This window comes from Sorangium sp. So ce119 (assembly GCF_051524405.1).
GTDB classification, from domain to species: Bacteria; Myxococcota_A; Polyangia; order Polyangiales; family Polyangiaceae; genus Sorangium; species Sorangium cellulosum_G.
Genome location: NZ_CP150310.1, coordinates 7,859,180 through 7,885,571, shown reverse-complemented (window position 1 = coordinate 7,885,571; position 26,392 = coordinate 7,859,180). Strand labels below are relative to the sequence as shown.

The following is a 26,392-nucleotide window of genomic DNA, read 5'->3' as shown; positions in this document are numbered from 1 at the left end:
CGGCGGCCGAGGCTCGCCACGATCGGCGAGGAGCTCGCAGCGCACAAGCTGCGTACGCACAACTCGGCCTGATCCGCGCGGCGGGGTCCCGGTCGCCCACGAGGTCGCGCGGGCGCTCGAGGCGCCGCTCGACGTCTGGGTGGCGCGCAAGGTCGGCCTCCCGGGGCGTGAAGAGCTGGGCCTGGCGCCGGCTCGGAAGGAGGCGAGGTGTACCTCAACGAGGAGGTGCTGGCGGAGCTCGGCGTCCCCCAGGAGGAGGTCGCGGCGATCGTGGACCGCAAGGCCGCCGAGGTCGAGGCCCGCGTGCAGCGCGACGAAGGGCAAGGAGCTCTGGGAGATGGGATGTGCGCCGTCGAGGTGGAGGTCTATCGCCGCGAGCGCATCTCGATGGGCACCCACTTCCCGAACGCGTCGAGGCCGGGGTGCTTCATGTAGGCCGCGTAGCCGAACAGCGCGAACAGCGCCGCCGAAGCCGCGAGCAGCGCGCCTGCCACCCTCCTCGCCAGCGCGGACCTGTCCATCGCCGGCGCGATCACCAGCCCGAGGCCGCTCGCGCCGTACATCGCCGCGGCGAGCGCTGGATTCTGCGTCATCCCATGGCGCAAGATGACCCACGCGAGCACCAGGTTGGTGATGCCCCCGAGGGCGCCGAGCAGGAGCAAGGGCCCCAGGCGCTCGCCGAGCCACAGCGCCGGCGCGCCGACCACGAGCAAGACACCGAAATACGCGAGCGGCTCTCCGAAGACGATGTTGTATCCGCCCGGGAGGGGCCACGTCAGCACGATGTGAAGACCTGTGATGAGCAGGATGAGCCCGGACGCCCCGAACGCCCACGCGAAGCTGCGGCGGCGACCCTCCGAAGCCCCGAGGTCGGGCGCGCGGAAGAGATAGACGGCCCCGAGCGTCAGCGCCGCTGCCGCCGTGACGAGCGGCAGCGTGAGATAGTTGACGAACATGGATTCCTCATCATGCGAGATCGTGCGCGTGCCGATGGCCAGCTTGCGGGAGCTGGAGATCTCGTGTCTGGGCACGAGATCGACCGGCATGGACGCAACGACCGTGCCGAGGCGGGCTCCTTGCCCGTGGCGCTGAAGGCTCCGAGCGCTCCCGGCCTGAAGCCTCGGCCATCGGGCCGGCTCGCCCGCGGGCGCGATCACTTCGTAACGAGCTCTTCCAACCGCATGACCGCAGCGCTTCGGACCCGGTGACCTCGCGCTGGCTGGCCGGTCGCCACGGGCCGCCGTGACTTGACGAGTCAGGGCCTATTCGCGCTCACACTGGAGCATGGGGCCATGATCACATCTCGCTCCGACATGAAGATGTCCCTGGATTCACGGGCTGGTTCGAACGCTCTGGTCGGGAACGCGGGCCGCAAACGCGGTCGCCCGAGAGACGTGTTCCCCGCGGCAAGGCCAACCTCCCGCCGGGCAGACGTGGGACGCCCAGCATGCGCCGGCTTGCACGAAATCCTTCTCGCCTCTCACGAGAACTCCTTCAACGAGCCCCGAGCGCGCGCCCATGACGACCGATCCGGATCCGCCGCCGTAACTGTCGGTGCTGGCCTTGAAGAAGAGAGCCGGAGCGTTGTCCAGGACCCTCCCGCGCGCTGCGATCTTGGTGGGCAGGCCCAGCGGATTGCCGATGAGGATCAGCTCCTCGTCATCCTCGACCTTCCCGGCACGCCGCAAAGGCAGCGGCTTGCGGCCGACGACGGGACGGTCGAGGCGCACCACAGCGTAATCGCCGAGCACGCCGTTTGCGACGCGCTCGGGCACCTCGCGGCAGAAATATACGTCCTCCGGTCCAACCCGGCTCGGGTCTCGGTCCGACCGGTCATAGGCGGCGCCGAAGACGAAGGCGATGCTGGAGCACACACCGGGGGCGCTCAGACAATGGCCAGCCGTGACCAGCGTGTCTGGCGCGACGAGGAACGCGGAGCACACGCCGCCGAAGACGGGCTGGTCCCGGAATCGCTCCTCGGGACAGAGCGGCCTGCCGCTCGCCTCCATGGTCTCGGAGAGCGTCCCCAGGATGGCGAGCGCGAGCTCGCGTTCCCCGGCTCGCCGGAGCGAGGGCATCGGGGGCATCATGGCCGAGGACCGAGCCCACGCGTAGACGGGCGAGTCGACAGGGTAGTCGCGCTGCTCCTCGCGGCCGTCCTGCTCGTAGATGACGCGCGATGACGCCTCGCCATGGCTCGCAGCTTCGCCACCGGCACAATGGGTGGCACCAAAGAGGCAGACGATTGACCATGCTGTGGGGGATGGTCGCATCGCCCTCAAGCCTCCAGGGTTCGATTGCGACGTGTCGCCGCGGGAGCGGAGGGCAGGTCGAAGCCTGCGGCCCGAAGACGAGCACCCGCCTCGACCTCGTTTCTTCTCGCTAGGAGATGTTCTCGCACCGCGGGCCCAGCGGGTCCTGCACATCCCAGATACAGCCCGGCGTCGCGTTGCAAGTGGCCTCATCTGGGATTCCGGTGCAAGGACCAGGGCTCGGGTTGCGCTCACACTTGCCGTCGACCGGATCCCAGTGGGCCCAACCCGGACCCAACGCACAAGGGGCCACCAGTCTTGTTGCCAACCATCAGTAAAGCGTCCACGTTGAAGAACACTGGATTGGTCCTTGCGATAGCGTCCTCTACCCCCCACGCATCTCCATGAGCAGAATCGTGCTCAGAGGACACATGAGCAGCCGGATCTATCTATGTTGTGGCGGCTGCCGATCCCCCGGCTCTTGCGCCGCGCCGCCCGGATACGGCGGCGGGCCGCGATGAAGCTGTCCAACCTTGCCATGGAGTTTCACTGTGAGTATGCGCAAAACACGCCTGTTCTCGTCGATTTGCATCGCATGGACTCTCCTCGCGGCCGGCTGCGTCGACATGGGCGAGAGCGTCGACACGACCGAGAGCGTCGACACGACCGAGAGAGCCATGAGCGACGCGCCCTTTCTGTCGGGCGATCGCGTCCTAGAGCAGGTGGTCGCGCACCTCGGGCAGAACCCCTCATCGACTGTCCGCCTCGCGCTCGATCGCGCGGTCAATCAGGTCGGCGGCTTCAGCGTCGAGCCGTACCCGTCGGGCGACTGCCGCGGCGAGCCGGAGCGGCTGTACTGGAACGGTGAAGCCGCACACCTCGCGCGCCTCGGCGTGGTCGCCGTCGCCGACCTGCTCGCGCTCGAGGCGGTGACGGAGGGACCGCTCGAGACCGACCTGCTGCGAAGCGCGCCCGTGCGCCCGGGCGATCTCGCGCGCGTCTTCCGCATCCTCGCGAGCACGGAGAGCCCGGCGCTCCTGCTCGAGGCGGCCGCGTCGCTCTCGAACAACCCCGGAACGACGGAAGACGAGCGCCGCGCGCTCGTCGCGTTCGTCGCGGATCTCCTCCAGACCAAGCGTTTCCGCAGCGCGACCGGAGCGCTGCGCACGCCGGACCTCCAGCATCCGCCGAGCGTCGACGAGCTGCTCGTGACGCTGCGGGAGTCGGCCTCGCGCTCGGTCCGCGAGTCGGCCGCTGCGTGGTACGGGAGCGCCGGCACGTTGAGCGCGGCGCAGGCCGACGCCATTCTCGCCGATCCGAGCTATCGCGTGCGTCGCGCGACGGGACGGCTGTTCTGGAAAGGCTCGGACGTCGGCCCCGCGCGGCAGCGGGAGCTCACGCAGTGGTTCGCCTCCGCCGCTGCGCTGAACGAGATGCGCGCGGACACGCTCCGCGAGGACTACGGCGTCCGCGAGGAGGAGAGCGGAAACTGGTCGAGCCTGCCCTCCGGGATCGCCGCGCGCCAGGCGGAGGCGCGCGGGCGGTTCCTCGGCGAGGCGCTCGCGTCCGCGCCTCCGGACGTGGACATTTCCGGGTTCCTCGCGGAGGTCGCGGAGACGGCCGGCGTGACGGACCTGATCGAGGACGCGATCACGGCCATCGGACGCTCCACCGTGCTCTCTGCGGCGGCGCGGCAGAGCGCGCTGCTGTCCTTGTACCACGCCGCCGCGACGGCGAGCTGGCGCGACGTCAATCCCCGTCCGCGCGGCGCGCTGTTCAAGGCGCTCGTGCCGCTCCTCGCCGACGGCGCGGCCTCGGACGCGGACGTCGCCGCGAAGCTCGACGAGGCCCTCGCGTGGCAGCGCAGGAAAACCAACGACTGGCCGGCGCTCCGGGCCGGGCTCGTGAGCGGGTCGCGCGCCGAGCGCATCGACGCGCTGGTGAAGCTCGCGGACAGGCCGCTCGACGAGGTCAACTCGGGGCTCGCGGCGGGGCTCATCGGGCTCACCGACGTCAGCGCAGCGCAGAAGACGCAGCTCCTGAACGACGTCACGCCGTCGCTCGCCGGCTGGCTCGTCCCCATGGCGGCGATCGAGGCCGCGATGGATCCCCGCGCCGTGCTCGCGCGCATCGCAGCGCTCGCGCAGGCGCAGCGCATGCGCCTCGGCGCGGACATGCTGCAAGCGTATACCCGCGCCGCCGCGAGTCCCCACCTGAGCGGTGCGGAGCTGGCGCAGGCGGTGACGCGCTACGCCGGAGCGGTCGACGGGTACTGGGCGCGCCAAGTGCCGGCGGAGATCGCCGGGCTCCTCTCGGTGCTCGACGACGCGCGCGTGAGCGACGACGAGCGCGCGCAGGCATGGCAGGAGATCCTCGCGCCCGCGAGCGCAGCGCCCCGCTGGTTCCTGCTCATCGGCGCGCCGAGCGGCGGGCCGAGCATGAAGGCGATCGCCGCGATCGTGCGCCCGCGTGTCGTCGTCGGCGCGAGCACGTGCTGGAACGGCCACGCAGACCCGGCGACGACGCGCGACGCGCTCAGCTTCATGCTTCTGCCCTACATCATCGAGCCGGCCACCCTGGAGCTCGATCCGCACGTCGTCGTCGCGCAGCGCGCGGCCGCGGTGCGCGCGGCCTCGCAGCACTCAGAGGAGCTGCCGGAAGGCGCCGACCCGGCGGCGGTCTTCGCCCTGCGGCCCGCGTGGAGGAGCGCCTACATCGCCGCGGCCGACCCCGCTCGCGCGAAGTGGGAGAAGCCCGCGGCGGAGCTCGCGCAGGAGGCCCTCGGCATCACGGACGGCGAGGCCATGCTGTACAACGCCGCGCACCGCCTCGCGTTCGCGCGCGACCTGCGCAGCTTGCCGCGCGAGCAGATCGACGCCGTCCACGCGCACCTCGCGCAGCACGGGACCACGGCGCGCGCGCGCGATCAGCACGCCTTCGCGCTCGAGGCGATGTACGGCACGGCGTACGACGCGCTCGCCACCCGCTTCCGCGACGCGGTCGATCTGCGGTGGGATCTCGGCGATGCCGCGCGCGCGCGCGGCGAGGAGGCGGCGCTCGAGGCGATCCTCGGCGCGGCGGGGCACGACTTCGGGATGCTCGACTCGGCGCTCGCGCTGTCGTCGCAGGTCGTCGCCGGCGCTCGGGTGTCGAGCTCGTTCCGCCAAGGGATGCTCGAGTTTGGGCTCGAGGCCGAGCGTTTCTGGGGGACGCTCGGGCTCTGGGCCGCAGGTCCGATCATCGAGGCGCGCACCACCGAGCCCGAACTGTCGTTCATCGCGCGCGCAGATGCGGTCCATGTCTTCGGGCTCGGCAGCGCCAGCGGCAACCGCGAGTTCATCGCGAAGAGCTCGACGTTCGGCTCGATCACGCGCGATCCGCGCATGCCGCCCGTCGCGGCGCTGCAGATCGCGTGGAATCGGCTCGCGCTCGGCCGCTTCAACCTGCGCCGCGGCCTCTCGTACATCGGCTCGGAACGCGTGTCGCCCGAGACGATCACGTCCACGGTCGACGCGGTGCTCGGCATCCGGGCGCGCGACGACGTCGATCCGGAGGAGAAGAAGGCGCTGGGGCGCGCGCTGCTGAGCGTCCTCGAGTAGGCTTTGCCGTTCGATCGTCGAGCCGGCCCCGCTCGGTCCTCCGACGGGAGGTCCGCGCGGATCGCGGCAGCTCTGCTACAAGCAGCCTCCATGGCCAGCACCGACGCGCAGCCCCCGAACGGCGACTACCTGGACCGGCTGATGCGAAGGAACTCCTTCGAAGCGCTGTGGCCCCTGTTCGCAAAAGCGACCAGGCCCGCCAAGGAAATGACCGAGAGCTACTCTGCCCTCTGTCATCTTCGGCCCCTCTTGACCAAGGGCGGCCCATGTCGCGTCATTCACGTCGGGGACGGGGCCCACGCGAGGACCGGGGCCCTCTTTTCGCTGAAGAGCGAGGCGGACAACATCAGCGTCGATCCGCTGCTCAACGTGGCCTTGGTGGAGGCGTGGCGCGATCGCTTCGGCATTCGGCGCCTGGCGTGGCACAAGGCCAGCATCGACGACGTCGCGGATCAGCTCAATGCCCTGCCCCCGATGCCGGTGTTCGTGACGTTCGTCCACGCCCACGTGCACGTGGACAGGGTGCTCGATCGGCTGCGCTGGGACGCGGCCTTCACCCTCGCGTGTTGCTTGCCCGGCCACCAGCTCACGCAGACGCGCGTACCGTTCAAGGAGGGCATCGATCCGAGCGTGCTGTCCACGGGACGTCAGTACCAGGTGGTGGTGAATCCCAGCGCCCCGAGCTTCATCAACGACGAGCGCGAAACCGGATGACCCCACTCTCAGCCAAGGTGCACCACGACCGGTGTAGGAGAAGATGTTACTTCTTCAGCCAGGTCTGGGTCCTGCCGAGGAGGGAGATGCCCAGGAAGCCGCGCACCTTCAGCTTCTTCCCGCCCTCGATCGCCTCGAGCTTGCAGCTATAGGTCTCGCCGTTGTTCGGATCCAGGATCGTACCGTCGTCGTACTCGTCGTCATCGCGGACCATGTTCTTGATGATGACGAGCCCCAGAAGGGGCTTGTTCTTGTCGGCGCCCTCACAGGCGGTGCAGAGCTTCGGCTTCCCCTTCTCGTCGAGCGGCTGCTTCAGGCTCACGATCTTGCCGAAGATCTTCCCGCCCTTCTCGTAAATCTCCACCACCGACTGCTCGACCCCCTGCTCATCGATCGTCCGCCACTGGCCGGTCACAGCGAGAGGATTCGCGAGCACGTGCGACGTGGCGAGGGAGCAACCCAAGGCGGCAAAAAGAGCCAGGAACCTCTTCATGTTGTCAGAACTCCTTTCATCGGTCCGGGAAGCCACGGCGTTCGGCCCTGGCGTGGTGCTTGATTCACATGTCGGTGTGCGCCGTTATGTGCAACATGCCCTGGAGGGGGACGGGGCGCCGCGCCGTTTGTTCATCGGGCCGGAGGGGAGCGGCGGCGGGAGGCGGGGCCCTGGTCATGGCTCCTCTCGCAGCAGCCGTGCGGCGCGGTGGACGTCATTTTTCCCTCGAGGGTACCGAGCGGGCTGGTGGAGCGCAACGGCGCCGTGCAGCGGGGCGCCGGGACGTTTGGTGGCCAGCGAACGGTTGATTCCAGGGGGCTGGATCCGACCGTGGCCAAGCTGTCCATGGCCCGTGCCTCGGCCGCGCGCGTCCGTCCTGCGCCGGAAACTATCAAGATTGCTGCTGTTTCCGGCGGCCGCTCGCCATCGACGGGTTTTCCTGGCGGATTTCTGACACCTACGGAAGCGGCAGCGCGAACTGGAACGTCGTCTTCCCGGGCGCGCTCTCGGCCCAGATCCGTCCCCCATGGGCCTCGATGAGCCCTCGCACGATGTAGAGCCCGAGGCCCAGCCCGGCGGCGCCTGCTGCCTTCACCTCGCGGGTCCGGTAGTAGCGGCCGAACAGCTTCGGCAGCTCCTCCGGCGCGATGCCCTGGCCCTCGTTCTCGACCGCGACGAGCGCCTCGCCGCCCCGCCGCTCCACCGCGATCCGGATGGGCGTCTCGGGGGCGCCGTACTTCGCTGCATTGGAGAGCAGGTTGGTGAGCACCTGCTCCAGGCGCCCGGGATCGGCCAGGAGCGGCGGGACGCCGTCCAGCACCTCGACGTCGACCCGGTGTCCCCTCGTCGCGTCCGCCGTCCGCTCCACCGTCGCCCGGATGAGCGCCGGGAGATCGACCTCCGCGGGCCTGAGATCCAGCCGGTGCGACTCGAGGCGGGAGACGTCGAGCAGATCGCTGATCATCCGGTTGAGCTGCATCGCGCTCGCCAGGATGTGCTGCGCCTTGTCGCTGGACTGCGGCTGCTTCGCGAGCTGGGAGGCCCTGAGGACGATGTTGGTGATCGGCTGACGCAGGTCATGGGCGATGATGCTGGTCCACTCCTCGCGCATCCGCGCGAGCTCCTTCAGCGGGCTGATGTCCTCGCCAGCGACGACGGCCCCGGTGATCTCCCCCGCGCTGTCGCGGAGCGGCGCGGCGGCCATGAGAAAGGTCCGGCACGAGCCGTCCGCCCAGGCGACCACGATCTCCTCGCCGGGGATCGTCTCGCCTCGCATCGCCCGGCTCGAGGGCAGCTCGTCGAGCGGGACGGGGGTGCCGTCCGGACGGCGCAGCCGACCGACGTACTCGCTCCGATCCGCCGCGCCCCCGGTGAGCTCGATCGCGTGCGGGTTCGCGAGCACGCGCTCTGCGCCGTTCCGCTCGATGAGCAGGAGCGGGACGGGCGCGCTGTCGAAGATCGTTTGCAGCGTCCTCCGCTCGGTGTCGAGCTGCGCGAGCAGGCGCTCCCGCTCCTCCTCGGCCCGCCTGCGCGCCGTGACGTCCTCCACCTGGGCGATGTAGTGAATGGGCTCGCCCTTCTCGTCGCGCACCACGGACGCGTGCAGGACGACGGGGATGATCGCGCCGTTCTTGTGGACGTATCGTTTGGCGAGCTGATACCGCGGGATCTCGCCGCGGCGAAGCCGCTCGACCAGCCCCACGTCGGCGTCCACGTCGTCGGCGTGGGTGATGTCCTGGAAGCGGAGCCTCGAGAGCTCGTCGACCGCGTAGCCCACGATCTCGCAGAAGACATGGTTGACGCGGATGAACCGCCCGTCGAGCCCGACGATGGCCATGCCGATGGGCGCGTTCTCGAAGGTGAGCCGGAAGCGCTCCTCGCTCTCGCGGAGCGCCTGCCCGTCCCGCCTGCGCTGGGCGATGTCGCGCCCCTCGGGCGCGGCGCGTTCATCGAGATCGCCCGGCGTCGCGCGGGCCTCGTGGTGCGCGCATCGACGGGGGGAAGCCTTGCAGGCGACCTCGTCTTCCCGACTGCTGGACGCCTCGATCTCATCTGTCGACGCCATGACCCCCGCCTCGAACGGTCGATTGTGGCACGAGAGCCATGCCGCCTGAAGCGTCAACGCGGCAGCGCCATGGGGGTTACCTCCCAGGACGCCGAGCTGTTCATGCTTGGCGCAGCGCCTTGAGCAGCTCGCCTCGTCGGTCCTCGCCCCGTCAGCGCAGGTTCAGCGCGCGCCGTGGCCATCCCGCCAGGGGGCAGCGGGCCGGCTTGCTGCTTGCTACGTGCTGGCCGAGGCCCGCGGATGTGAGTCGCTCGCCCCCTCCTGTTGCCGCGGCCGGACGAGCAAAGCAGCCCCTCGGCACCGGCGCGCAGCCACGCGTCCGTCCCGTGGCGCTCGCCGCGCTCTCGGTCGAGAGGCGAATCCAGGCATTGCGATCCACGCCGAGCGGCCTGACCGAGGCCGAAGCGGCGAGGCGGCGGCTCGCGCACGGCGACAACGAGCCCGCGCCGCCCAGGAAATCGCGGCCGCTCCGGGCCCTGCTCGCGCAGTTCACGCACACGCTCGCGCTGCTGCTCTGGCTCGGCGCCGGGCTGGCCTTCGCCGCGGGCGCCCCGGAGCTCGGGTTCGCCATCGTCGCCGTCGTGGTGCTCAACGGCGTGTTCGCGTTCCTCCAGGAGCACCGCGCCGAGCAGGTCGTGAGCAGCCTGATGCGCCGTATCGCCGTGCGCGCCCGCGTCGTCCGGGCGGGCGTCGAGCGGGGCGTGCCCGCGCGCGAGCTCGTCCCGGGCGACGTGGTCCGGCTCGCGGCGGGGGAGCTCGTCCCGGCCGACTGCATCTTGCTCGGCGCAGACAGCCTCTCGATCGACCTCTCGATGCTCACGGGCGAGACGGCCCCCGTCGATCGCGACGCCGCGCCGGTCACCCCGGCGGGCCGAAGCGTGGAGGAGCTCGCGCTCCCGAGCCTGCTCCCGAGCGGCGCGTCCGTGGTGACCGGCGCGGGCGAGGCGATCGTCTTCGCGACGGGCGCGGAGAGCGCCGCGGGCAAGATCGCCCTGCTCCTCGAGCAGGGCGGGCGCGAGGGCTCGCTGCTCGAGCGCCAGGTCGCGCAGCTCTCGCGCGTCACCGCGGCCGTCGCGGTGATCGCCGGCGCGGCCACGCTGGTGCTCGCGCAGGCGTTCCACCGCGTCGGCCCGCTGGGGGCGCTCACGTTCGCGATCGGCGTGATCGTGGCGCTCGTCCCCGAGGGGCTGCTCCCGACGCTCAGCGTGTCGCTCGCGATCGGCGCGCAGCGCATGGCGGCCCGCGGAGCCCCGGTGCGGCGCCTGTCCGCGGTCGAGGTGGTCGGTTCGGTGACGACCATCTGCACGGACAAGACGGGGACCCTCACGCAGAACACGCTCTCGGTGCGCGGCTTCACCCCCGCGCGCGGCGCGCCCCCGGACGCGGAGCAGGCGGCGCGGCTCGCGGCCGCGCTGTGCAACAACGCGCGTCCGGCGCCGGGGGGCGGCGACTACGAGGGCGATCCGGTGGACGTGGCCCTCGCGCGCTGGGCCGCGGCTGGCGGGGTGGACCTGGCCGAGGCGCGCGCCCGGTGGCCGCGGGTCGCCGACACAGCGTTCGACGCGCGCCGGCGCTACATGGCGGTGACGTGCGCGGCTGGCAGCGCCACGCGGGAGCTCGTGAAGGGGGCGCCCGAGGCGGTGGTGGCGCTGACCGGCGCGCCGGCGCCTGCAGGGCTCGACGAGGCGGTGGTGAGCGCGGCCGGGCGCGGCGAGCGCGTCCTCCTGCTCGCCGTGAGGGAGGCCGGCGGCCCGCTCACGTGCCTGGGCCTGGTCTGCCTGCACGACCCGACGCGGCCGGAGGTCCCCGCGGCGATTGCCGCCTGCAGGCGCGCGGGGGTGCGGGTCGTCATCCTGACGGGCGATCACCCCGCGACCGCGCGCTCGGTGGCTGCCGCGATCGGGCTGGATACGGCGGACCGCCTCGTCGAAGGGCCGGAGATCGACGCGATGGATGACCGGGCGCTGCTGGCGCTGCTCCAGGCCGGCGCGAGCCTCGCGCGGACGACGCCGGAGCAGAAGCTGCGGGTGGTGCAGGTGCTGCGGCGAGCCGGCGAGGTGGTCGTGGTGACCGGCGATGGGGTGAACGACGCCCCCGCGCTCCGCCACGCCGACGTCGGCGTGGCCATGGGGCTGCGCGGCACGGAGGTGGCCAAGCAGGCGGCGGACATCATCCTTTCCGACGACAACTTCGCCACCATCGTTGCGGCCATCGAGGAAGGGCGGGCGATCAAGCAGAATATCCGCCGCTTCGTGAGTTATGTGTTCACGAGCAACGTCGCGGAGCTCGTCCCGTTCCTTCTCTATATCTTCTTCCCGATCCCCCTCCCGCTCGCGATCGTGCAGGTGCTCGCGATCGACCTGGGGACCGACGTGCTCCCCGCGCTGGCGCTCGGCGTGGAGCCGGCGTCGCCCGCGACGCTGCACGTGCCTCCGGAGCCGCCCCGCAAGCCGATCCTCACCCGGGAGCTCGCGCTGCGGACCTTTCTCCTCTACGGAGCCGTCGAGGCGCTGCTCGGCGTCGCCGCAACCTTCGGGTTTTACTGGGCGCACGGCTGGAGGCCGTTCGATTCGCTCGAGTCGTTTCGTGCGCTGGAGCGAGGGGCGGCCACCATGACGTTCATCGGGATCGTCTCGGGTCAGATAGGGTGCCTGTTCGCGCAGCGCGACGGGCCTTTACGGAAGCGGCTCGCGTTCTGGTCGAACCCCTGGGTGGCCGCGGGGCTGGCGATCGAGGTCGCGCTGGTGATGGCGCTGCTCTATGTGCCTGGGCTGAACCGGATGTTTGCGATGGCCCCGGTGGGAGCGGCGTGGCTCCTGTGGCTGCCCGGGGGCGCCGCGGTGATGGTGCTCGCCGATGCGCTGTGGCGCGCCGCGCGGACCGCGCGAGTCAGGCCTGGCGCGGTACAGAGCTGCTCGGGCGGGCCGCCGGCGCGCCGGCGGCGACCGCCTCGAAGTGGGCGGTGACGTGGTAAACGCCTGCCCGGAGATCGAGGCAGAGGCGCAGGCCGCTCTCCTCGAGCACCCGCATCATCGCCTTGTTGGTGAGCAGGACGTCCGCAGGACGTCCGCCTCGAAGCCCGAGATCCTGGGGAAGAGCATCGCGGTCGCCGGGGGAGCCCATGCGGGGCGGAAGAGGGGTGGCAGCCCTGAGGAATCCCCTCAAATTCTTCGGAAAATTCACAGGGAGGCGGGGAGGCGGGGAGAAAAGTCTTCAAAATACTCCCCGTCTCCCCGCCTCCCTGTTCAATTTCTCCGCTGAAAATGGCGTCCACGCCGGCGAGGTCGCGCGTGACCGGACGGCGCATGAACGACGTTACCCCGGCGAAGGGGGATAGCTCCGCGCCAAATGCAGATTCCGCTGCGGTCATGAGGCGCTCCTGCGATGAGGGGACTCGCGCCATCTTGTCCGCGCCCGCGCGGCCCACCCAGCGCTCCAGCGTCGCGCCGGACCGCCCGGACAGCGCGGGTCCGTCGCCGTGGTCCTCGCAGGCGTCGGAGACGCGGGGGCAGCGCCGGCATCTCATGCTGCCGGGGCGCGGGCCCGCGGGGGCATCACGGCGCTCGCGCAAGAACGCCGAGACGTGCGGCGCGGAACCCTGGATGTCCCGGAGGCGAGCCCCGATGCAACAAGAGCCGATTTACCTCACCCGCGTGCCGCTGGCCTACTTCGTCACCTCGGGATACGGCGACACCGACCACGGCGGTGGGCTCGATCCATGGCACACAGGGTCGTTCGATCTGGCCCTGGCGATGGCGGGAATCGAGAACTTCAACATCGTCGTCTGCAGCTCGGTGATCCCGCCGGAGGCGTACGAGATCCCCCTCGAGGTCGCAAAGCCCCACTTCCGGCACGGCGCGGTGATGGAGGTGATCCTGGCCTCCATGAACGGGAGGACCGGCGAGACGGTCACGGCGGGGCTGGGCCGCGTCCGCGTCCGCGATCGGCGGACCGGCGCCTGTCTCGGCGGGTTCGCCGCCGAGTACGAGGGGCACGGCGACGCCGCCACGGCCGCGCGCACCTTGCGTCACGAGCTGGAGGGGATAGTGCTGCGCCGCCATGACGCCGCGCAGGTCGACCTCGAGTACGACGAACCGGCGATCGCCTCGCGCGTGATACAGAACCTGCACGGCACCGCCATCGCCGCGCTGTGCTGGCTCACCTGTTCGTTCCCGGAGCTGACCGAGCCGCAGCGCGAGGCGCTGGGCGCCGCGGAGAATGCGCGGTGTCGCGGGGGTGGTTAGCGAGCAGGGCTCACTGCCAGCGAGCACGGCCCGTCGCCGCCCTCAGGGCCGCCGCGCCGCCTCGAGCAAGAGCCGCCGCTCGGCCGCCGCGATGACCTGGCGCGCCGCCGGCTCGGCGTCCGGGTTCACCGAGATGGACGTGATGCCGAGCCGAACGAGGTGCTCGGCGAACTCGGGGCGGTTCGACGGCGCCTGGCCGCAGAGCGACGAGGTGATCCCGGCCGCCCTGCACGCCTGGATGATCCGCCCGATGGCGTCGAGCACCGCCCCGTCGGACTCGTCGAACAGCTCGGCGCACACCGCGGAGTCGCGGTCGACCCCCAGCGTGAGCTGGGTCAGATCGTTCGAGCCGATCGAGACGCCGTCGATGCCCATGCGCGCGTACTCCGGGATCCAGAACGCGACGGACGGCACCTCGGCCATCACCCACCGGTGCAGCCCGCGCTGGCGGCCGAGCGGGCTCCTGTCCATGAGGTCCAGGCAGGCCGCGAGCTCCCAGCGCGTGCGGACGAACGGGATCATCACATGCAGGTTCGGCGTCTCCTCGCGGACGCGGGCGAGCACCTCGAGCTCGAGCGCGAACAGCTCCGGATCGCGGACATACCGGTAGCAGCCGCGATACCCGATCATCGGGTTGTCCTCGGCGGGCTCGTGCTGCTCACCCCCCTTGAGCCCGCGGAACTCGTTGGTGCGGAAATCGTACGTCCGGTAGATGACCGGACGCGGCTGGAACGCGCGGGTGATGCGCAGCAGCGAGGCCGACATCTTCTGGAGGAACTCGTCGCGGCCGCCGGACGCGACCAAGGCCTTCGGGTGCACGCCGCCGAGCGCGTCGAGCAGCATGAACTCGGCCCGGAGCAGCCCCACGCCGTCCACGGGCAGCGCGGCCACCTCCTCGGCGCGCTCGGCGATCGCCAGGTTCACGTAGAGCCGCGTGCCGAGGACGGCCGGCGAAGCCGCGGGCGCGAAGGCGGCGCCCGGCGCGCGCTCGACCCGCGCCTCGGCCCTCGCCGCGGGCGCGACCCCCGCGGCCGCGGGCGCCCCGTCCGGAGCGGCGCCGGGCGCCTCCGCGGCGGCCCGTTGCCCTTCGAGGACCTTGCCGTGCGCGCCGTCGACGGTGACGAGCTCGCCGTCCCGCAGGGTCCGCGTGGCGGAGCGCGTGCCCACGACGCAGGGGATGCGGAGCTCGCGGCTGACGATCGCGGCGTGGCAGGTCATCCCGCCGCTGTCCGTCACGAGGCCCGCCGCGCGGCGGATGGCGGGCACCCAGTCGGGTGACGTCATGGGCGCCACGAGGACCTCGCCGGCCCTGAGCCGCTGCCCCTCCTCCGGCGAGCGGAGCACGCGCACCACGCCGGACGCCGTGCCCGGGGACGCGCCGAGGCCCGAGACAAGCACCTCCCCGGGGGCGGGGTGCGGCGCGCCCAGCGTGGTGATCGGGCGGGTCTGCACCAGGTACGTCGCCCCGTCCTCGACGGCCCACTCGATGTCCTGGGGCGCGCCGTAGTGCTCCTCGACCCGCAGCGCGAGGCGCGCGAGATCGAGCACCTCGTCGTCCTCGAGCACGCGCCGCGCGCCCTCGTCCTCCGGCAGGTCCACGCGCTGCTCTCCGCCGCCGTCCGGCGCGCGCACCAGCTTGAACGCCTTGTGGCCGACGCGGGCCTCCAGGAGCCGCGGCCCGCGCTTCGCGACCGTGTACGTGTCCGGCTCGACCTGCCCGCCGACCACGACCTCGCCGAGGCCGAACGCCGCCTCGACGACCATGCGTGACGTGTCCTTCGTCGCGGGATCCGCGGTGAAGATGACGCCGGAGCGCTCGGAGCCGACCATGCGCTGCACGACGACCGCCAGGGCGGGCTCCTCGGTGAGGCGCTGGGATTTCCGGTAGCTGACCACGCGCTCGCCGAAGGCGGAGGCCCAGCAGTCGCGCACGCGGTCGAGCAGCGCCTGCTCGCCGGTCACGTCGGTGTACGTCTCGTGCATGCCGGCGAACGAGGTCGAGGCCGAGTCCTCCGAGGTTGCGGACGACCGGACGGCCACGATCGCGTCGGGCCCCAGCTTCCGGTAGGCGCCGGTGATCTCCGCCTGGAGCGCGGCCGGGAGCGGCGCCGCCCGGACGAGGCGCTGGATCGCGGAGCAGGTCGCGCGCAGCCCGGCCGGGTCGTTCGGATCGGCGTCGGCGAAGAGCTCGACGAGCTGCTCTCGCACCCCCGCGGCCTCCATCGCCGCGAGGTACGCGTCGGCGGTGATGACGAAGCCCGGAGGCACGGGTAGCCCGGCGCGCGTGAGCTCTCCGAGGTTGCCGCCTTTTCCTCCGGCGGACGCGACGTCGTTGCGGGACAGCGAATCGAACCAGAGGACGTGCTCGGTCACCGTGTCTCCTCGTCGAGGGCGAGATGAAGCCGCTCGGCGCGCTGCCGCGCCCGCGGCACGCTCGAGCGCCCGCGCGTGCGTCGGCTCTCGGCCCATCCGGCGATGGAGCAAACTGCGGACCCGGCGCCGCCCTCCCGGGCTGGCTCACGGGATCCCGAGCAGCCCGCTCCCTTGATAGACGACGAGCGCCGCGACGTACGCCGCCGCGTAGCTGTAGGCGAGGACGAACGCCGGCCAGCGCCACGTCTTCGTCTCGCGGCGGATCGCCGCCACGGTGCTCATGCACTGGCAGGCCAGGACGAAGAACGCGAGCAGCGCGAGCCCCGTGCGCGTCGAGTAGGCGTGCGTCCCGTCCGGGCGCCTCGCCTCGCGGATCCGCTCGGCGAGCGGCGCGGGCTCGTCGTCGGCGCCCTCGATGCCGAAGATGACGCCCATCGTGCCGACCATGACCTCGCGCGCGCCGAACGAGCCGATGAGGCCGACGTTGATGCGCCAGTCGAAGCCGAGCGGCGCGGTCAAAGGCTCGAGCGCGCGCCCCACGCCGCCGGCGATGCTCGACGCGAGCGGGGTGGACGTGAGCTCGGCCGCCGCGGCCGGCGGCGCCGGCGCCGCGGCGCCCGGCATGGGGACCTTCAGGAGCACCCACAGCACGGCCGAGACGGCGAGGATCACGGTCCCGACCTCGCGCGTGAACCGCCACGCCGCCCGGGCCGCCTGGCGGGCGACCAGGCGCGGCTCGGGGCTGCGGTACGCCGGCATCTCGAGCACCATGGGGAGCGAGCGCCCGCGGGTCGCCGTGCGACGGAGCACGAGCGAGGCGACGAGCCCGGAGAAGATGCCGGCGACGTAGAGCGCGACGAAGAGCAGCGCCTGCACCCACGGGCCGTGGGCGGCGAAGAAGGTCGTCAGGAGGAGCCCGTAGGTCGGGATCCGCGCGGAGCAGGCCATGAGCGGCAGGACGAGGATCGCCGTGAGCCGCTCGCGCGGATCGCGGAGGATGCGCGTGGCCTGCACGGCCGGCACCGCGCACGCGTGCCCCATCAGGAGCGGCAGGAACGCGCGGCCGCTGAGCCCCATGAGCTGGAGCCATCGGTCGACGAGGAAGGCGCCGCGCGCGAGGTAACCGCTCGCCTCGAGCAGCTCCATGGCGACCGTGAGGACCACGATCTGCGGCATGAAGGCGAGTACCGTCCCCGCGCCGCCGAGCAGGCCGTCGACGACGAACGAGGCGGCGAGCCCGCCGCCGAGGGCGCGGGACACGACGCCCCCGAGCTGACCGATCGCCGCGTCGAGCACCTCGGTGGCCGGGGTGGCGACGAGGAAGACGGCGGCGAAGAGCAGCGCCATGAGCCCGAGGAACAGGACCGGGCCGGCCGCCGGGTGGAGCAGCACGGCGTCCGCGCGCGCGGTGAAGGTCCTCCGTCGCTCCGCGGCGGCGTCGCGGCGCGGCGGCTCGACGTACGCGGCGCGCGCGACCTCGTCCGGATCCCACGCCGCGTCGCCCGGGGCCCGCGCGGCGCCCGCGGCGATCGCGTCGAGCCGCGCGGCGACCGCGTCGAGCACCTCGCCGCGCGCGGCCGGGTCCCTCGCGCTCACGAGCAGCACGGGCAGGCCGATGGCGCGCTCCAGCGCGCCGAGGTCGAGCCCGCGCCCCTCGCCCTCGAGCACGTCGCGCTGGGTGGCGACGACGAGCGGCGCGAGCCCGCGCCGCACGAGCTCGCGCGTGAGCCGCAGGCCGAGCGCGAGCTGCGTCGCGTCGAGCACCTGGACGACGAGGCGCGGCCGCTCGGCCTCGCCGGTGCGGTCGAGGAAGCGGCGCGCGACGCCCTCATCCGTCGCGGGATCGACGACGGACTCGATCGAGTAGAGCCCGGGTAGATCCGCGATCGTCACGGCCGTCCCGCCGGCGAGGCGGACGTCGGCGGTGAGGATGTCGACCGTGATGCCGGGGAAGTTGCCGACGTGGGCGCTGCCGCCGGTCAGCCGGTTGAACAGCGACGACTTGCCCGAGTTCGGCCGCCCGAGGAGCGCGACCAGCGGCCGCTCGGCCGCCGCCGGAAGGCGGGGCGCGCGCACCTCGGGGGCGGCGGCGGTCACGGCATCCGCCTGGGCGGGAGCAGGGGCGCGACCCGGATGGAACGCGCGAGCGCCGCGTTGATCGCGAGCTCGCCCCCGGAGCCGGTGCGCACATGGAGGGGGCCGCCGAACGCGGCGCGACGGATCAACGTCAGCGTCTGGCCGGGGCCGAGCCCCATCGCCCCGAGCCATCCGGCGAGCTCGGCGTCGAGGCCGACCTCGACCACGGCCACCCGCTCCCCGGTGCGCACCTCCGCGAGCGGCCCCGCCGCTGCAGCGTCGCGCGCCCCGCGGGGGCATGCGGGCTCGCCCGTCGAGCTCAGCGTGGAGGGGCCTGGGTCGAGGGGGAGAGAGGAGGAAGCGCCGGGAATCATGGTTCGCTGTTGATATTGAAAGTGTAAATCATTTTCATCGGTCGCGCCAGCTCCTGGCCGGCAGCCCTGTGCGGCGCCGGGCACGCTACGGCAGGCAGAGCCCCTCGCAAAGGTGGGCGGGCGCCGGGGCCCAGGCGGCCTGGCGCATGCGCGGTGTTCGTGTGCGGCTCGGAGCCGGCGGCACGGACCGTGCTCACCGGCTCCGCATGAGTGGCGCAGGGACCAGCTTCCAACCTGGCGATCGCGCGGTGCTCGGCCGGCAGGGGATCCCGGCGCTCCTCCAGGGCCTGCGCGAGGAGGGGTACCGGCTCATCGGTCCGACCCTCCGCGGCGGGGCCATCGTGTACGACGAGATCCAGGGCGTGGAGGAGCTCCCGGCCGGCTGGACCGAGCAGCAGGAGGCGGGCCGCTACCGGCTCGCCAGGCGCGCGGACGAGGCCCTGTTCGGCTACGCGGTCGGGCCGCGGTCGCTCAAGCACCTCCTGTTCGTGCCCCGGCTCCGCCTGGTGCAGCTCAGGCGGCGCGGCGGCTCCATCTCCCGGACCGACGAGGCCGAGGCCCCTCCGCGCCTCGCGGTCCTCGGCGCGCGGGCGTGTGATCTGGCCGCGGTCGACGTGCAGGACCGCGTCTTCGTCGACGGCGCGACGCCAGACCCCGACTACGTGGCGCGCCGCAGGAGCCTCTTCGTCATCGCGGTGCAGTGCGGGCAGGCGGGCGGGACGTGCTTCTGCGTGTCGATGCGGACGGGGCCGCGCGCCGAGCGAGGCTTCGACCTCGCGCTGACCGAGCTCCTCGACGGTGGCCACCGCTTCCTCGTCGAGGTGGGCAGCGACGCCGGCGCCTCCTTGCTCGCTCGCGTGGGCGCGCCCCGCGCGGGCGAGGACGACGTCCGCGCGGCCTTCGAGGTCTCGCGCCGCACGGCGACCCGGATGGGCAGGGAGCTCGAGACGGACGGCATCAAGGAGCTCTTCTATCGGAACCTCGATCACCCCCGCTGGGACGATGTGGCCGAGCGCTGCCTCGCATGCACCAACTGCACGCTCGCGTGCCCGACGTGCTTCTGCAGCACGGTCGAGGACGTCTCCGCGTTCGCGGGTCCCTCCGTCGACGTGGGTCGGGACGCCGCGTTCGCGGGTCCCTCCGTCGACGTGGGTCGGGACTCCGCGTTCGCGGGTCCCTCCGAGACAGCCGAGCGCTTCCGGCGCTGGGATTCTTGCTTCTCCCTCGACCACTCGTACCTGCACGGCGGCAGCGTCCGCGCCTCGCGCCGGGCCCGCTACCGGCAGTGGCTCACGCACAAGCTGGCCTCGTGGATCGATCAGTTCGGCACGTCCGGCTGCGTCGGCTGCGGCCGGTGCATCACGTGGTGCCCCGTCGGGATCGACATCACCCAGGAGGCGGCGGCCATCCGCGCTGGAGACGGCGCTGTCGCCGCCGGCAAGGGGTAGGCGACGGTGAGCGCGCAGGAGATCCTCCCCGTCCTCGGAGCCCACCCGTTCCTCGAGGCGCTCCCGGCCGCGCACCTCGCGCGCCTGGCCGAGGGCGCGTCTGCGCGGAGCTTCCCGGAGGGGGCGTTCCTCCTCCGGGAGGGAGGCGAGGCGGACACGCTGTTCCTGCTCACGCAGGGGCGGGTGGCGCTCGAGATCCACCGCCCCGGCCGCGAGCCGGTGCAGGTCGAGAGCCTGTCGGGCGGGGACATCCTGGGCCTTCACTGGCTCTTCCCGCCGCGGCGATGGGTGCTCGACGCGAGGGCGGTCACACAGGTCCGCGCGATCGGGCTCGACGCGGGGCACGTGCGCGCGTGCTCGGACGCCGATCCCGCGCTCGGGTACGCCGTGTCCCTGCGCCTCCTGCGGCAGCTCTACGCGCGCCTGGAGCGCGTGCGGCTGCAGCGGCTCGACGTCTTCAGCCTCGACGGGGCCGAGCCATGACGTTCGTGCCGCGGGAGGCCCCGCTGCCCCTGGCGCCCTCCGCCCCGAACCCCTGGGCGCCGGAGCCGGCGCGCGTGCAGCGCGTCCACCGCGAGACGGCGACGACCTTCACGGCGACGATCGAGGTGCCGGGCCGCCCGGGCGGCCTCGCGTTCGCGCCCGGCCAGTTCAACATGCTCTACGCCTTCGGGGTCGGCGAGGTCGCGATCTCGATCAGCGGCGATCCCGCGCGGCCCGATCGGCTCCTGCACACGATCCGCGAGGCGGGCTCGGTCACGCGCGCGCTCGGCCGCCTCCGCGCGGGCATGGCGCTCGGGCTGCGCGGCCCGTTCGGGAGCCCCTGGCCCGTCGGCGAGGCGCAGGGCGCCGACGTGCTGCTCCTCGCCGGCGGGCTCGGGATGGCGCCGCTGCGTCCGGCGCTCTGCCACATCCTCCGGCACCGCGCCGCCTACGGCCGCGTCGCGCTGCTCTACGGCGCCCGCGGGCCCGAGGACCTGCTCTACCGCAGGGACCTCGAGCGCTGGGGCCGCCGCGCCGACCTGCAGGTGCTCGTGACCGTGGACCGCGCAGGGCCCGGGTGGCGCGGGCACGTCGGGGTCGTGCCGGCGCTCCTGCGCCTCGCCGACTTCGACCCGGGCCGCGCGGTCGCGTTCGTCTGCGGGCCCGAGGTGATGATGCGCTTCACCGCGCGCGAGCTCGAGCGCCGCGGCGTCCCCGGCGAGCGCGTCCACGCCTCGCTGGAGCGGAACATGAAGTGCGCGGTGGGGATCTGCGGCCGCTGCCAGCTCGGGCCGAGCTTCGTCTGCAAGGACGGCCCGGTGCTCCGCTACGACCGCGTGGGACCGCTGCTCGCGGTCCGGGAGCTGTGAGCGCCATGGCACGCCCCGCGAAGCCGAAGCTCGCCGTGTGGAAGTTCGCCTCGTGCGACGGCTGCCAGCTCAGCGTCCTCGACCTCGAGGACGAGCTCCTGTCGCTCGCCGCCGCGATCGACATCGCCTACTTCAAGGAGGCCACCAGCCTCGAGCGCACAGGGCCGTTCGACCTGTCGCTGGTCGAGGGGTCGATCACCACGCCCGCGGACGCCGAGCGCATCCGCGAGGTCCGGCGCCTGTCGAAGGCGCTCGTCACCATCGGCGCCTGCGCCACGGCCGGTGGCATCCAGGCGCTGCGCAACTTCGCGGATGTAAAGGAGTTTCTGTCGGTCGTGTACGCCTCGCCCGCGTACATCGAGACGCTCGCCACGTCCACGGCGATCGCCGACCATGTCCCCGTCGACTTCGAGCTGCGCGGCTGCCCGGTGAACAAGCGCCAGCTCCTGGAGGTGATCAGCGCCTTCGTCCACGGGCGCCGTCCGAACGTCGCGAGCCACAGCGTCTGCGTCGAGTGCAAGATGCGCGGCAACGTGTGCGTGATGGTGACCGGGACGCCTTGCCTCGGCCCGGTGACGCACGCGGGCTGCGGCGCGCTCTGCCCGACCTACCAGCGCGGCTGTTACGGCTGCTTCGGGCCGATGGAGGCGCCGAACATGGAGTCGCTCTCGCGCGCGTTCCGGGCGGCGGGCGTGCCGGAGCGCGAGCTCGTGCGGCTCCACCGCACCTTCAACGCGAACGCCCCGGCGTTCCGCGCGGAGAGCGAGCGGCATGAGCGCTAGCGAGAGGACGCGCACGATCGCGGTCGACTACCTCGCCCGCGTCGAGGGCGAGGGGTCGCTGACGCTCGTGATCGAGGACGGGCGGGCGAAGGAGGCGCGCCTGTCGATCTTCGAGCCGCCGCGGTTCTTCGAGGCGTTCCTCCGCGGGCGGGGGTACGCGGAGGCGCCCGACATCACGTCCCGCATCTGCGGCATCTGCCCGGTCGCGTACATCACGAGCGCCTGCCGCGCGATGGAGGACGCGCTCGGCATCGAGCTCGGCCCGGAGCTCCGCGCGCTCCGGCGCCTCTTCTACTGCGGCGAGTGGATCGAGAGCCACGCCCTGCACGTCTTCCTGCTGCACGCGCCCGACTTCCTCGGCTACCCGGACGCGGTCGCGATGGCGCGCGACCACCGCGACTGGGTCGCGAAGGGCCTCGCCATCAAGAAGGCGGGCAACGCCATCGTCGCGCTCCTCGGGGGCCGGGAGATCCACCCCGTGAGCGCCCGCGTCGGCGGCTTCTACAGCGCGCCGTCCCGCGCGGAGCTCGAGCGCCTGCTCCCCGAGCTGCGCGCCGGGCGCGAGCACGCGCGCGCGTGCCTCTCCTGGATGGCGACGCTGCCGTGCCCGGAGCTCGAGCGGCCCTACGAGTTCGTCGCGCTCCGCAGCGAGGACACGTACGCGATCGCCGAGGGGCGCCTCGTCTCCTCGGGCGGGCTCGACATCGAGGTGCGCGCGTACGACGCGCATTTCGTCGAGGAGCAGGTCCCCTGGTCGACCGCGCTGAGGTCGAGGATCCGGGGGTCGGGGCGGAGGGCGCCGTCAGGCGACCCGGAGCCCCGAACGTCGGAACGCGGGTCGGGGCGGAGGGCGCCGTCAGGCGACCCGGAGCCCCGAACGTCGGAACGCAGCGGCAGCTACCTGTGCGGCCCGCTCGCGCGCTTCAACCTGAGCTTCGATCGCCTGCTCCCCGAGGTCCAGGACGCGGCGCGCGCCGCCGGCCTCGCCGTCCCGTGCCGCAACCCGTTCCGGAGCCTGCTCGTGCGCCTCGTGGAGATCCTGCAGGCGTTCGAGGCGTCGATCCGGATCATCGAGGCGTACGCGCCCCCGCCGGCGCCGTTCGTCGCGCCCCCGGCGCTGCGCGCCGGTACGGGCCACGGCGGCTCCGAGGCGCCGCGCGGCTTCCTGTACCACCGCTACGCGCTCGACGCCGAGGGGACGATCCTGGACGCGAAGATCGTCCCGCCCACGTCGCAGAACCAGCTCTCGATCGAGGAGGACCTCTGCGCGCTGTCGCCGTCGCTCGCGTCGCTGCCGCGCCGCGAGGCCACCGCGCGCGCCGAGCAGGCCGTGCGCAACCACGACCCCTGCATCTCCTGCGCGACGCACTTCCTCACCCTGCGCGTCGAGGAGGCGCCGCGATGACCGCGCGGATCATCGGTCTCGGGCAACGGGCCGCCGGCGACGACGCCGCCGGGCTCGCCGTGCTCGAGGCGCTGCGCCGCCGGGGCCCACCGGGCGACGCGGAGCTCGTCGAGGCGAGGGACGCGAGCGCGCTCGTCTCGCTCCTCCAGACGCCGGCGAAGGTCGTGATCGTCGACGCCGTGCTCGCGTCGCCGCCCGGGGAGGTGCTCGACCTCTCGCCCTCGGATCTCGCCGCCGGCGCCCCTGTCCCGGTCTCGACGCACGGCCTCGGCGTCGGCCAGGCCATCGAGCTCGCGCGCATCGCGGCGCCGGACCGCCTCTCGCCCGACATCCGCATCGTCGGCGTGAGCATCGGCAGGCCACATCAGCGGGGTTTTGGGCGCAGGGCGCCGCCAGGCGACCCGGAGCCCCGAGCGTTCGCCAACGGCCTGTCGACCGAGGTGGCCGCGGCGGTCCCCTTGGCTGTCGCCCGCGTCCTCTCGTTCCTCGGAGGGTGAGCCCATGCACGAGTCGTCCATCGCAAGGCAGCTCCTGTCCGCCGCGCTGGACCGCGCCGCGGCCGAGGGAGCAGCGCGGGTGCTCTCGGTGCGCGGCTGGGTGGCCGAGGCCGAGGCGCTCTCGCCGGAGAGCCTCTCGCTCCACTTCGCGGCGCACGCGCGCGGCACGCCGGCCGAGGGGGCGCGCCTCGAGCTGCGGCTCCTCCACGTCGAGGCGCGCTGCCTCGCCTGCGGCGGCACGTACGCGCCCGACCATCACGTGCTGCTCTGCCCGCGCTGCGGCGGCGACCAGGCGACGCTCCTCGGGCGCCTGGGGCTCGGCCTGGACGCCCTGGAGGTCGAGTAGCCATGCCGCGCCTCGCGCTCCGCGTGCAGGGCATCGTGCAGGGGGTGGGCTTCCGGCCCCTCGTGTACCGGCGCGCGTCCGCGCTCGGCCTGGGCGGCTGGGTGCGAAACCGCCCCGGCGGGGTCGAGATCGAGGTGCAGGGGCCGGAGCGGAGCCTTCATGTCTTCGTCTCGGGCCTGATCGACGAGCCCAGCGCGCCCGCGCGCGTCGAGCGCATCGAGATCGAGCAGCGCGCCGAGGAGGAAGCCGGTCCGTTCCAGATCCTCGGCAGCGAGGCGGCGAGCGGGGCGCGTCCGTCGGTGGCCGCGGATCTCGCCGTCTGTGAGGCGTGCGCCCGCGAGGTGGACAGCGAGACCGGCCGCCGCCGCCGCTACCCCTTCACGAGCTGCGCGCAGTGCGGACCCCGCTACACGATCCTCTCGGGGCTCCCGTACGACCGGGCCAGGACCACGATGGAGCGCTTCGCGATGTGCCCTGCGTGCGCCGCGGAGTACGAGGACCCCGCGGACCGGCGCTTCCACGCGGAGCCGATCGCCTGCCCTGCGTGCGGCCCGCGCGTCGAGCTCGTGGCCGCAGCCGGAGATCCGATGGAGCCGAGCCTCCGGGGCTCCGGGTCGCCCGACGGCGCCCTGCACCCCGGACCACAGCCCGACGTCCGGGGCGCCGGGTCGCCTGACGACGCGCTCCGCGAGGCCGCGGCCGCCGTGCTGGCGGGGAGGGTGGTCGCCGTGAAGGGGCTCGGCGGGTTCCACCTGCTGGTCGACGCGACGTCGCCGGACGCCGTCGCGCTGCTGCGCCGGCGGAAGCGCCGCGACGCCAAGCCGTTCGCGGTGATGTTCGGCTCGCTCGACGCCGTGCGCGGCGCCTGCCACGTGTCTCCCGCGGAGGCGGACGCGCTGCGCGGCCCCGAGGCGCCGATCGTGCTGCTGCGGCGGCTCGCGCCTGCCGCCGCGCGGGTCGCCATCGCCGAGGCGGTCGCGCCGGGCATGGCGCGCCTGGGTGCGCTGCTTCCCTACACGCCGCTCCACCGGCTGGTGCTCCAGCGCGTCGGGCGCCCGGTGGTCTGCACGAGCGGCAACCTCTCGGACGAGCCGATCTGCACCGACACCTCGGACGCGCTCGGGCGCCTGGGCGGCGTCGCCGACCTGTTCCTCGTGCACGACCGGCCGATCGCTCGCCCCATCGACGACTCCGTGGCGCGCGTCGGTCCGGCCGGCGTCGAGCTCCTCCGCCGCGCTCGTGGGTTCACCCCGCTGCCGCTCCCGCTGCGGGTCGACGCCCCGCCGATCCTCGCCCTCGGCGGCCACCTGAAGAGCACGACGGCGCTCTTCTTCGACGGCCAGGTGGTCGTCAGCCAGCACCTCGGCGACGCGCACACCGCCGAGGGCGCCGCGCTCATCGAGCGCACGGCCCTCGACCTCGCGCGCCTGTTCCGGGTGCGGCCGGAGCGCGTCGCCTGCGACCTCCACCCCGACTACGCGGGGACCCGCATCGCCGAGCGGCTCGCGGCGGCCTTCTGCGCGCCGCTCGTCCGCGTGCAGCACCACCACGCGCACCTCGCCGCCTGCATGGCCGAGCACGGCCTCGACGGACCGGTCCTCGGCCTCGCGTGGGACGGCGCCGGCTACGGGCTCGACGGCGCCCTCTGGGGCGGCGAGGCGCTGGTCGTGGACGGGGCGTCTTTCCGCCGCGCGGCGCACCTCCGCCCGTTCCCGCTGCCGGGCGGGGAGCGCGCCATGAGGGAGCCGCGCCGCGCCGCGCTCGGGCTGCTCTGGGAGCTCCGCGGCGAGGGCGCCCGGGACCCCGCGCGCGCCTGGTTCCGCGAGGCCGAGCTCGGCCCGCTGCTCTGCATGCTCGCGCGCGGGACGGGCTCGCCGCGCACGACCAGCGTGGGGCGCCTGTTCGACGCGGTGGCGGCGCTCGCGGGCCTGCGCGGCACGGCGAGCTTCGAGGGGCAGGCCGCGATGGAGCTGGAGTCGCTGGCCGAGGCGGCCGGCGCGCAGGCGGGCTATCCGCTGCCGGTGCGCGCCGGCGCGCCGGGGGAGCCGGCGGTGATCGACGCCGGCCCGCTGATCGACGCGGTGCTGGGCGACCGGCGCGACGGCGCGCCGCCCGGCGTCATGGCGGCCCGCTTCCACGCGGCGCTCGTGGACGTCGCCGAGGCGCTCGCCGCCGCGAGCGGCCTCGGGCGCGTCGTGCTCTCGGGTGGGTGCTTCCAGAACGCGCTCCTCGCCGCGTCGATCCGCGCGCGCCTCGCCGCGCGCGGCGTCGAGGTCTACACGCCGCGGCTCTACCCGCCGGGCGACGGCGGCCTGTCGCTCGGCCAGGTCTTCGTGGCCGCGCGGCGCGGCGCGGGCGCGCTGGAGGGATGA

20 protein-coding genes are annotated in these 26,392 nt (G+C 73.1%); 13 read left to right on the top strand and 7 right to left on the bottom strand.

All coding sequences use genetic code 11. From position 1 onward, the window contains the following. Positions 1-207 precede the first annotated feature (207 nt). On the top strand, positions 208-435 hold the full coding sequence (locus WME76_RS29655; protein ID WP_437955624.1) for a hypothetical protein: 228 nt from the start codon (positions 208-210) through the stop codon (positions 433-435). On the opposite strand, the gene WME76_RS29650 is transcribed toward WME76_RS29655, so the two are convergent. Continuing rightward, positions 366-956 carry a DUF981 family protein gene (locus tag WME76_RS29650; protein ID WP_437955623.1) on the bottom strand — a complete coding sequence of 197 codons (591 nt, stop codon included), beginning with the start codon at positions 954-956 and terminating at the stop codon, positions 366-368. The genes WME76_RS29655 and WME76_RS29650 overlap by 70 nt on opposite strands. A 375-nt stretch (positions 957-1,331) precedes the next feature. Next, positions 1,332-2,078, bottom strand: coding sequence for a trypsin-like serine peptidase (locus WME76_RS29645; protein WP_437955622.1), 747 nt, complete (start codon positions 2,076-2,078; stop codon positions 1,332-1,334). Between the two features lie 707 nt (positions 2,079-2,785). On the opposite strand from WME76_RS29645, the gene WME76_RS29640 reads away from it, so the two are divergent. Further along, positions 2,786-5,851 (top strand): hypothetical protein, encoded by a 3,066-nt coding sequence (locus WME76_RS29640; protein ID WP_437955621.1) that lies wholly within the window; start codon positions 2,786-2,788, stop codon positions 5,849-5,851. Positions 5,852-5,941: 90 nt separating this feature from the next. Further along, a complete protein-coding gene (locus WME76_RS29635; protein WP_437955620.1) occupies positions 5,942-6,565 on the top strand; it encodes a hypothetical protein in 624 nt (207 codons plus the stop codon). 46 nt (positions 6,566-6,611) lie between these two features. Here WME76_RS29635 and WME76_RS29630 read toward each other — a convergent pair whose 3' ends face one another. Together WME76_RS29630 and WME76_RS29625 are read right to left on the bottom strand one after the other, a co-directional pair. Then, positions 6,612-7,058 carry a DUF2147 domain-containing protein gene (locus WME76_RS29630; RefSeq protein ID WP_437955619.1) on the bottom strand — a complete coding sequence of 149 codons (447 nt, stop codon included), beginning with the start codon at positions 7,056-7,058 and terminating at the stop codon, positions 6,612-6,614. A gap of 457 nt (positions 7,059-7,515) precedes the next feature. After that, a complete protein-coding gene (locus tag WME76_RS29625) occupies positions 7,516-9,123 on the bottom strand; it encodes a PAS domain S-box protein (protein WP_437955618.1) in 1,608 nt (535 codons plus the stop codon). A 242-nt stretch (positions 9,124-9,365) separates the two neighbouring features. Between WME76_RS29625 and WME76_RS29620 the strand changes: the two genes are divergently transcribed. Both WME76_RS29620 and WME76_RS29615 read left to right on the top strand, forming a co-directional pair. Next, positions 9,366-12,089, top strand: a complete 2,724-nt coding sequence (locus WME76_RS29620) for a cation-translocating P-type ATPase (RefSeq protein ID WP_437955617.1) — start codon at positions 9,366-9,368, stop codon at positions 12,087-12,089. Between the two features lie 657 nt (positions 12,090-12,746). Then, the gene (locus WME76_RS29615; RefSeq protein WP_437955616.1) at positions 12,747-13,367 is read left to right on the top strand and encodes a pyruvoyl-dependent arginine decarboxylase; all 621 of its coding nucleotides are present in this window, start codon (positions 12,747-12,749) and stop codon (positions 13,365-13,367) included. A gap of 42 nt (positions 13,368-13,409) precedes the next feature. On the opposite strand, the gene ppsA is transcribed toward WME76_RS29615, so the two are convergent. From ppsA to WME76_RS29600, 3 genes are all read right to left on the bottom strand, one after another. Next, positions 13,410-15,740 (bottom strand): phosphoenolpyruvate synthase, encoded by a 2,331-nt coding sequence (gene ppsA / locus WME76_RS29610; RefSeq protein ID WP_437955615.1) that lies wholly within the window; start codon positions 15,738-15,740, stop codon positions 13,410-13,412. Between the two features lie 144 nt (positions 15,741-15,884). After that, positions 15,885-17,837: a ferrous iron transporter B gene (feoB, locus tag WME76_RS29605; RefSeq protein WP_437955614.1), complete on the bottom strand. Its 1,953-nt coding sequence runs from the start codon at positions 17,835-17,837 to the stop codon at positions 15,885-15,887. Continuing rightward, a complete protein-coding gene (locus tag WME76_RS29600; RefSeq protein WP_437955613.1) occupies positions 17,834-18,190 on the bottom strand; it encodes a FeoA family protein in 357 nt (118 codons plus the stop codon). Before WME76_RS29600 ends, feoB begins: the two co-directional genes overlap by 4 nt. Before the next feature lie 206 nt (positions 18,191-18,396). On the opposite strand from WME76_RS29600, the gene WME76_RS29595 reads away from it, so the two are divergent. Genes WME76_RS29595 through hypF form a run of 8 tightly spaced genes read left to right on the top strand, consistent with a single transcriptional unit; the run spans position 18,397 to position 26,392 of the window. After that, the gene (locus WME76_RS29595) at positions 18,397-19,638 is read left to right on the top strand and encodes a 4Fe-4S dicluster domain-containing protein (protein WP_437955612.1); all 1,242 of its coding nucleotides are present in this window, start codon (positions 18,397-18,399) and stop codon (positions 19,636-19,638) included. Between the two features lie 6 nt (positions 19,639-19,644). Next, positions 19,645-20,121 (top strand): cyclic nucleotide-binding domain-containing protein, encoded by a 477-nt coding sequence (locus tag WME76_RS29590; protein ID WP_437955611.1) that lies wholly within the window; start codon positions 19,645-19,647, stop codon positions 20,119-20,121. Then, a complete protein-coding gene (locus WME76_RS29585) occupies positions 20,118-20,990 on the top strand; it encodes an FAD/NAD(P)-binding protein (RefSeq protein WP_437955610.1) in 873 nt (290 codons plus the stop codon). Before WME76_RS29590 ends, WME76_RS29585 begins: the two co-directional genes overlap by 4 nt. Before the next feature lie 5 nt (positions 20,991-20,995). Then, on the top strand, positions 20,996-21,772 hold the full coding sequence (locus WME76_RS29580; RefSeq protein WP_437955609.1) for an oxidoreductase: 777 nt from the start codon (positions 20,996-20,998) through the stop codon (positions 21,770-21,772). Continuing rightward, entirely contained in the window at positions 21,762-23,177 is a 1,416-nt protein-coding gene (locus WME76_RS29575) for a Ni/Fe hydrogenase subunit alpha (protein WP_437955608.1), read from the top strand. Before WME76_RS29580 ends, WME76_RS29575 begins: the two co-directional genes overlap by 11 nt. Further along, entirely contained in the window at positions 23,174-23,674 is a 501-nt protein-coding gene (locus tag WME76_RS29570; protein WP_437955607.1) for a hydrogenase maturation protease, read from the top strand. Before WME76_RS29575 ends, WME76_RS29570 begins: the two co-directional genes overlap by 4 nt. Positions 23,675-23,678: 4 nt before the next feature. After that, the gene (locus tag WME76_RS29565; RefSeq protein WP_437955606.1) at positions 23,679-24,020 is read left to right on the top strand and encodes a hydrogenase maturation nickel metallochaperone HypA; all 342 of its coding nucleotides are present in this window, start codon (positions 23,679-23,681) and stop codon (positions 24,018-24,020) included. A gap of 2 nt (positions 24,021-24,022) precedes the next feature. Beyond that, positions 24,023-26,392: a carbamoyltransferase HypF gene (gene hypF / locus WME76_RS29560; RefSeq protein ID WP_437955605.1), complete on the top strand. Its 2,370-nt coding sequence runs from the start codon at positions 24,023-24,025 to the stop codon at positions 26,390-26,392.

What these genes read in the sequence shown, in the direction of transcription:
- WME76_RS29650 (WP_437955623.1), bottom strand. Translation starts at nt 956, where the DNA reads ATGTTCGTCAACTATCTCACGCTGCCGCTCGTCACGGCGGCAGCGGCG.
- WME76_RS29645 (WP_437955622.1), bottom strand. Translation starts at nt 2,078, where the DNA reads ATGCCCTCGCTCCGGCGAGCCGGGGAACGCGAGCTCGCGCTCGCCATC.
- WME76_RS29635 (WP_437955620.1), top strand. Translation starts at nt 5,942, where the DNA reads ATGGCCAGCACCGACGCGCAGCCCCCGAACGGCGACTACCTGGACCGG.
- WME76_RS29630 (WP_437955619.1), bottom strand. Translation starts at nt 7,058, where the DNA reads ATGAAGAGGTTCCTGGCTCTTTTTGCCGCCTTGGGTTGCTCCCTCGCC.
- WME76_RS29625 (WP_437955618.1), bottom strand. Translation starts at nt 9,123, where the DNA reads ATGGCGTCGACAGATGAGATCGAGGCGTCCAGCAGTCGGGAAGACGAG.
- WME76_RS29615 (WP_437955616.1), top strand. Translation starts at nt 12,747, where the DNA reads ATGCAACAAGAGCCGATTTACCTCACCCGCGTGCCGCTGGCCTACTTC.
- WME76_RS29600 (WP_437955613.1), bottom strand. Translation starts at nt 18,190, where the DNA reads ATGATTCCCGGCGCTTCCTCCTCTCTCCCCCTCGACCCAGGCCCCTCC.
- WME76_RS29595 (WP_437955612.1), top strand. Translation starts at nt 18,397, where the DNA reads ATGAGTGGCGCAGGGACCAGCTTCCAACCTGGCGATCGCGCGGTGCTC.
- WME76_RS29585 (WP_437955610.1), top strand. Translation starts at nt 20,118, where the DNA reads ATGACGTTCGTGCCGCGGGAGGCCCCGCTGCCCCTGGCGCCCTCCGCC.
- WME76_RS29580 (WP_437955609.1), top strand. Translation starts at nt 20,996, where the DNA reads ATGGCACGCCCCGCGAAGCCGAAGCTCGCCGTGTGGAAGTTCGCCTCG.
- WME76_RS29575 (WP_437955608.1), top strand. Translation starts at nt 21,762, where the DNA reads ATGAGCGCTAGCGAGAGGACGCGCACGATCGCGGTCGACTACCTCGCC.
- WME76_RS29570 (WP_437955607.1), top strand. Translation starts at nt 23,174, where the DNA reads ATGACCGCGCGGATCATCGGTCTCGGGCAACGGGCCGCCGGCGACGAC.
- WME76_RS29565 (WP_437955606.1), top strand. Translation starts at nt 23,679, where the DNA reads ATGCACGAGTCGTCCATCGCAAGGCAGCTCCTGTCCGCCGCGCTGGAC.
- hypF (WP_437955605.1), top strand. Translation starts at nt 24,023, where the DNA reads ATGCCGCGCCTCGCGCTCCGCGTGCAGGGCATCGTGCAGGGGGTGGGC.